This is a genomic window from Trichococcus sp., assembly GCF_049589555.1.
Lineage (GTDB): Bacteria > Bacillota > Bacilli > Lactobacillales > Aerococcaceae > Trichococcus.
The window spans coordinates 1-4,208 of the sequence record NZ_JBAWAZ010000174.1 but is presented as its reverse complement, the minus strand read 5'-3'; the positions used below and the strand labels follow the sequence as shown (position 1 = coordinate 4,208).

General features: G+C 46.8%; 5 protein-coding genes and 1 rRNA gene. 4 read left to right on the top strand and 2 right to left on the bottom strand.

What is annotated here, in order from left to right; genetic code table 11:
* The first annotated feature begins 20 nt into the window (after positions 1-20).
* Positions 21-136 (top strand): 5S ribosomal RNA (rrf, locus tag WBV27_RS06890).
* Between the two features lie 72 nt (positions 137-208).
* Here the strand turns inward: rrf and WBV27_RS06885 are convergent.
* A complete protein-coding gene (locus WBV27_RS06885; protein ID WP_424200602.1) occupies positions 209-820 on the bottom strand; it encodes a CAP domain-containing protein in 612 nt (203 codons plus the stop codon).
* Between the two features lie 203 nt (positions 821-1,023).
* On the opposite strand from WBV27_RS06885, the gene WBV27_RS06880 reads away from it, so the two are divergent.
* Positions 1,024-1,881, top strand: coding sequence for a hypothetical protein (locus tag WBV27_RS06880; protein ID WP_424200600.1), 858 nt, complete (start codon positions 1,024-1,026; stop codon positions 1,879-1,881).
* A gap of 152 nt (positions 1,882-2,033) precedes the next feature.
* Here the strand turns inward: WBV27_RS06880 and WBV27_RS06875 are convergent, their stop codons facing one another.
* Positions 2,034-2,468 (bottom strand): universal stress protein, encoded by a 435-nt coding sequence (locus WBV27_RS06875; protein ID WP_068620806.1) that lies wholly within the window; start codon positions 2,466-2,468, stop codon positions 2,034-2,036.
* A 169-nt stretch (positions 2,469-2,637) separates the two neighbouring features.
* Between WBV27_RS06875 and WBV27_RS06870 the strand changes: the two genes are divergently transcribed.
* Together WBV27_RS06870 and maeA are read left to right on the top strand one after the other, a co-directional pair.
* Positions 2,638-3,189 (top strand): acyl-CoA thioesterase, encoded by a 552-nt coding sequence (locus tag WBV27_RS06870; RefSeq protein WP_424200597.1) that lies wholly within the window; start codon positions 2,638-2,640, stop codon positions 3,187-3,189.
* A 75-nt stretch (positions 3,190-3,264) separates the two neighbouring features.
* The coding region (gene maeA / locus WBV27_RS06865; RefSeq protein ID WP_424200595.1) for an oxaloacetate-decarboxylating malate dehydrogenase at positions 3,265-4,208 on the top strand (944 nt) is incomplete at its 3' end.

Genomic DNA, 4,208 nt, shown 5'->3' with positions numbered 1-4,208 from the left:
CAACGTTCTCTTGAAAAATGTGCGGTGACGATGGCAAGAAGGTCACACCTGTTCCCATCTCGAACACAGAAGTTAAGCTTCTTAGCGCCGATTGTAGTGAAGGGTTTCCCTTTGTGAGAGTAGGACGTTGCCGCGCAAACGAAAAGCAAGCATGCAGGATATTCCTGATGCTTGCTTTTTTTTTTGCATTTTTTTGGATTAATCCGAGTTATTGATTTTGTTTCCCAAACAGCTGCACAGCGTACAGAAATTCCCCGTCATAATGTACGCCGATGCCTACCTCCAGGAAATCGGGATGAATCATATTCGCGTAATGCCCTTCGCTTTCCACCCATCCATCGAACAAAAATTCGGCCATACCTTCTTCGTCCTTGAAATAGGTCGCCATTGCCAGATTTTCTCCGACAGTTTGATAAGGGTACCAGTAATCATCGGTCAGGATGATTGTGTAGAAATCGGTTCCGTCCGGCCGGGTGTGCGAAAATGATGTCTGGGTTTCAATGGCCCGATGATCGGCTGCCGCTTTAAGGGTTTCATTTTTGGTAAGGGGAAGCAGGCCTTGCTCCAGGCGAAGCTCATTCAGTAAAACCATGATTTTATCTTCCACTAGGGTATAGTCGATTTCATCAGGTCGGGTGAAGGGTGCTGTGATCAGGTCGACGCCTCCAGGACTTGTCAGCACTTTTATTTTTTCAGTCACGTCGGATTGGACTGCCTGCTCCAAAAAGGGGAACTTTTCGTTAAAGGCGGTTGGGTTTATTCCGTATCCGACCAATAGTGCAGCTATGCCAGTGAACAGCAGGCCTTTTATTAAGCGCATCCGCAACGCTCCTTTCTGATTTTCGAATGGCTTATTCCTGAGGAATCTCTTACAGAATTAAGTATGTTTCCATTATAGTCAATTCTCCGCGTAATGTCCTGAAGAAAGTCCGGAATTCGTTTTTTGTCGGTTAATTTGCTAAAATGGGGGTAAGAATCGAAAGCTGGAAACCTGTTGTGCGGATTGCTGAAGGGGGAATTCCTATGAACAAAAGGTTTGGATTGTTGCTTGTTGTCTGTGTCGGTATTTTTGCTTCATGCCAAAACGAAACTGAAAGTGCAACCGTAGATTCTTTGGTGAGCGAAGAATCTACGGTTGCTGCCGAGGCTGAGGAAAGTGTAATTAAAACAATCCTTTTTTCAAGCGGTGTAAAGGACGGAATCACCAGAGGCGACAAATATAACTATTTTGCGTTAGAAGGTAGCGCGGAAGGGTATGATCAAGTGACGACCATCATCGAAGGAACGGCTGTCGACTATCGCGAGACGAACAACGTGTGGGAGTTCGATTATCCTTATCAAGGACCTAGTGTAGAAACGGAAATTACCTTCACGACTGATACATCCGTCATCTATGGCGATACCGGGATCGAACTGGCTGATCTTGCTCCTGAAAGTTATGTCACCATAACTTTTATGCCCAATGAGAACCCAACGATAACTCCGCCTGCTTTTACGGTCAATGAGGGTGAAGTACAAAACTTTTTGAGCGACGATTCCGGGATAAATGAATTGGTAACGGTAACGGAAATCCGGGAAATAGATGCGCTGGAGGAACTCAACCCGCTTGGGGAAAAACTATTGGAAGTGGAGATACAATATGTCAACAACGGCAGCGTCGATACCTACATCGCGCCCAACTACTTTTCGGCACTTGATGCCGAGGGGAAAAACCTGCCTTTGCGCTATACCCATTTCTGGCTGCATACTGTCGCACCCGGGGAGAACTTCACAGATAAGGTTTACTTTGACATCACCAGTGAAGGACCGTATGCCATCCAATTTTTTGACGGCGCTTGGATCGACAGCGAGGAAGCGGGCGGGACAGTCAATGATATCTAGCTGACTGAATGATATCGAAAAACTACGGAAAATTGTCCCGTAAAAGGATTGTGCTAATTAGTGCATAAAAGGAAACAGCCTTGTGCAGCGAAAGCTGTACAGGGCTGTTCTTACGTTTTCTGAGGTACGGCTGCAAAAATTGTGCGCTACTTTTAGGTACGGACAACCAAAACATCACACGGTGCATGACGGACCACATAGTTAGAGACCGATCCAACAAAAGCCCTGGTGATAGCACCTTTGCCGGTCGCTCCGATGACAATAAGATCGATGTTGTATTCTTTTGGAAATGCTTCAGCGATCAACGTCATTGGGTTGCCGTTGGTTACAGACTTCTTGATTTCAATCCCTTCATTTGTAGCGAATGTCATCATTTCATCGAGGAATTCATATTCCATGTCCTTGTATGCTTCCGTCAATCTGGATTCATATTCAGGGCTAAGAGGAACATTGCGTGTGTCCTTGACGTAGATAAGATGTAACGCGGCGTTATTGCGTTTGGCAATGGCAACAGCTTTTTTGAACGAATCTTCTGACTGACCTGAACCGTCAACGGGAACCAAAATATTTTTGTATTCTGCTAACATTTCTACCCGCTCCTTTTTTGATTTTGTTCAGAAAACGCTTCCTACATTCATTTTACAACAACAAGGTTTGAAAAGGAAGCCGGGAGGAGGTGATAAAAATGAGAAATATTTGGCAGAACTATTAAAAATAAATGAAGCATGCTAAAATAAGTTTACGAAAAAGAAAGGGATGAAGACGGATATGACGGAAGCGAACCAAGAACAGGAGATTAGATATTGCAGGCAGACGAAGGTGATTCAGACCCACCATGTCTTTCCGTTCGATTCAAATTACCACGGTACTTTGTTCGGAGGGAAGCTGATGAGCATGATCGATGATTGTGCGGCAATTTCTGGGGAACGTTTCGGTCGTACGACCAATGTGACCGCATCGGTGGACACATTGAACTTCATCAAGCCGCTTCCGACCGGACATTCGGTCTGCATCGATACGTTTGTGTCCGGAGCGGGGAAGACTTCCATGGAAATCTTCACAAAAGTGACCGGAGAGAATCTTCGGACGGGTGAACGTTACTTGGCGGCAACCTGCTTTCTGACCTTTGTGGCGCTCCCTGATGAAAATGGGGATAAAGTCTGTCTTCCAAAAATCGTACCAGAAACGGTCGAGGAAAAATTCATCAACAGCGGATATGAAGAAAGACGGCAAAAGCGGAGGGCCGATCTGGACTACCAAAAAGAGCTGCATGAACATCTCACGACTGAAATACCTTGGGCAGATTAGCGTTTGCAGGCAGAAATAACGCGGCAAGCCTTGATTTTAAAATAAAAGCAAATGATGGAGCAGGAGTGTGTCAACGTGTCGAAAATTAACGGAAAAGATTTATTGGGTCATCCATTTTTGAATAAAGGGACCGCATTCACTTTGGAAGAACGGGCAACTTTGGGACTGGAAGGTTTGTTGCCGACAGCAGTCCGTACACTGGAAGAGCAGGGAGAGATTGTCTATGCCCAATTAGGTCAACTGACCGATGCCTATTCCAAGCAGAAGCATCTGATGAATATCTATGCCCAGAACCGTGTGCTTTTTTACCATGTCGTCGGGAAACACGTGACTGAGTTGTTGCCGGTCATCTATACGCCGACCATTGCCGACACGGTCATGAATTACTCGCGGGATTACCAGATTCCCCAGGACGCGGTCTATTTGGATGTGAATCGTCCGGAAGCGATCCGTGCCGCTTTGCTGAACGGCAGCAAAGGTATGGATGAAGAAATCAAAATGATGGTCATCACGGATGGCGAAGGGGTGCTGGGCATCGGCGATTGGGGCATCCAGGGCATCGCGATTTCGGTCGGGAAACTTGCCGTCTACACAGTCGCTTCAGGATTGAATCCGCAGCAGGTGTTGCCGATTGTGATCGATGCGGGCACAAATAACCAAGAACTGCTGGAAGATCCGTTCTACCTCGGCAACAAGCACAAACGCGTGACCGGGGAGGCTTATTACCCATTCATCGAAACGTTCGTTGAAGAGGCTTCTGCGCTATTCCCGGATGTATTGTTCCACTGGGAAGATTTCGGCCGCGACAACGCCGCCAATATATTGGAACAGTACCGCGATAAGATCTGCACGTTCAATGATGACATCCAGGGGACCGGCGTGATGATGTCGGCTGCGATGGACTCGGTGGTCAGGGTAACTGATAAACCAATCACGGAACACAAAGTCCTTGTTTTCGGGGGCGGAACTGCCGGTGTCGGCGTTTCCGACCAAATCCTCATGGAGATGTTGCTGCAAGG

What these genes read in the sequence shown, in the direction of transcription:
- WBV27_RS06885 (WP_424200602.1), bottom strand. Translation starts at nt 820, where the DNA reads ATGCGCTTAATAAAAGGCCTGCTGTTCACTGGCATAGCTGCACTATTG.
- WBV27_RS06880 (WP_424200600.1), top strand. Translation starts at nt 1,024, where the DNA reads ATGAACAAAAGGTTTGGATTGTTGCTTGTTGTCTGTGTCGGTATTTTT.
- WBV27_RS06875 (WP_068620806.1), bottom strand. Translation starts at nt 2,468, where the DNA reads ATGTTAGCAGAATACAAAAATATTTTGGTTCCCGTTGACGGTTCAGGT.
- WBV27_RS06870 (WP_424200597.1), top strand. Translation starts at nt 2,638, where the DNA reads ATGAAGACGGATATGACGGAAGCGAACCAAGAACAGGAGATTAGATAT.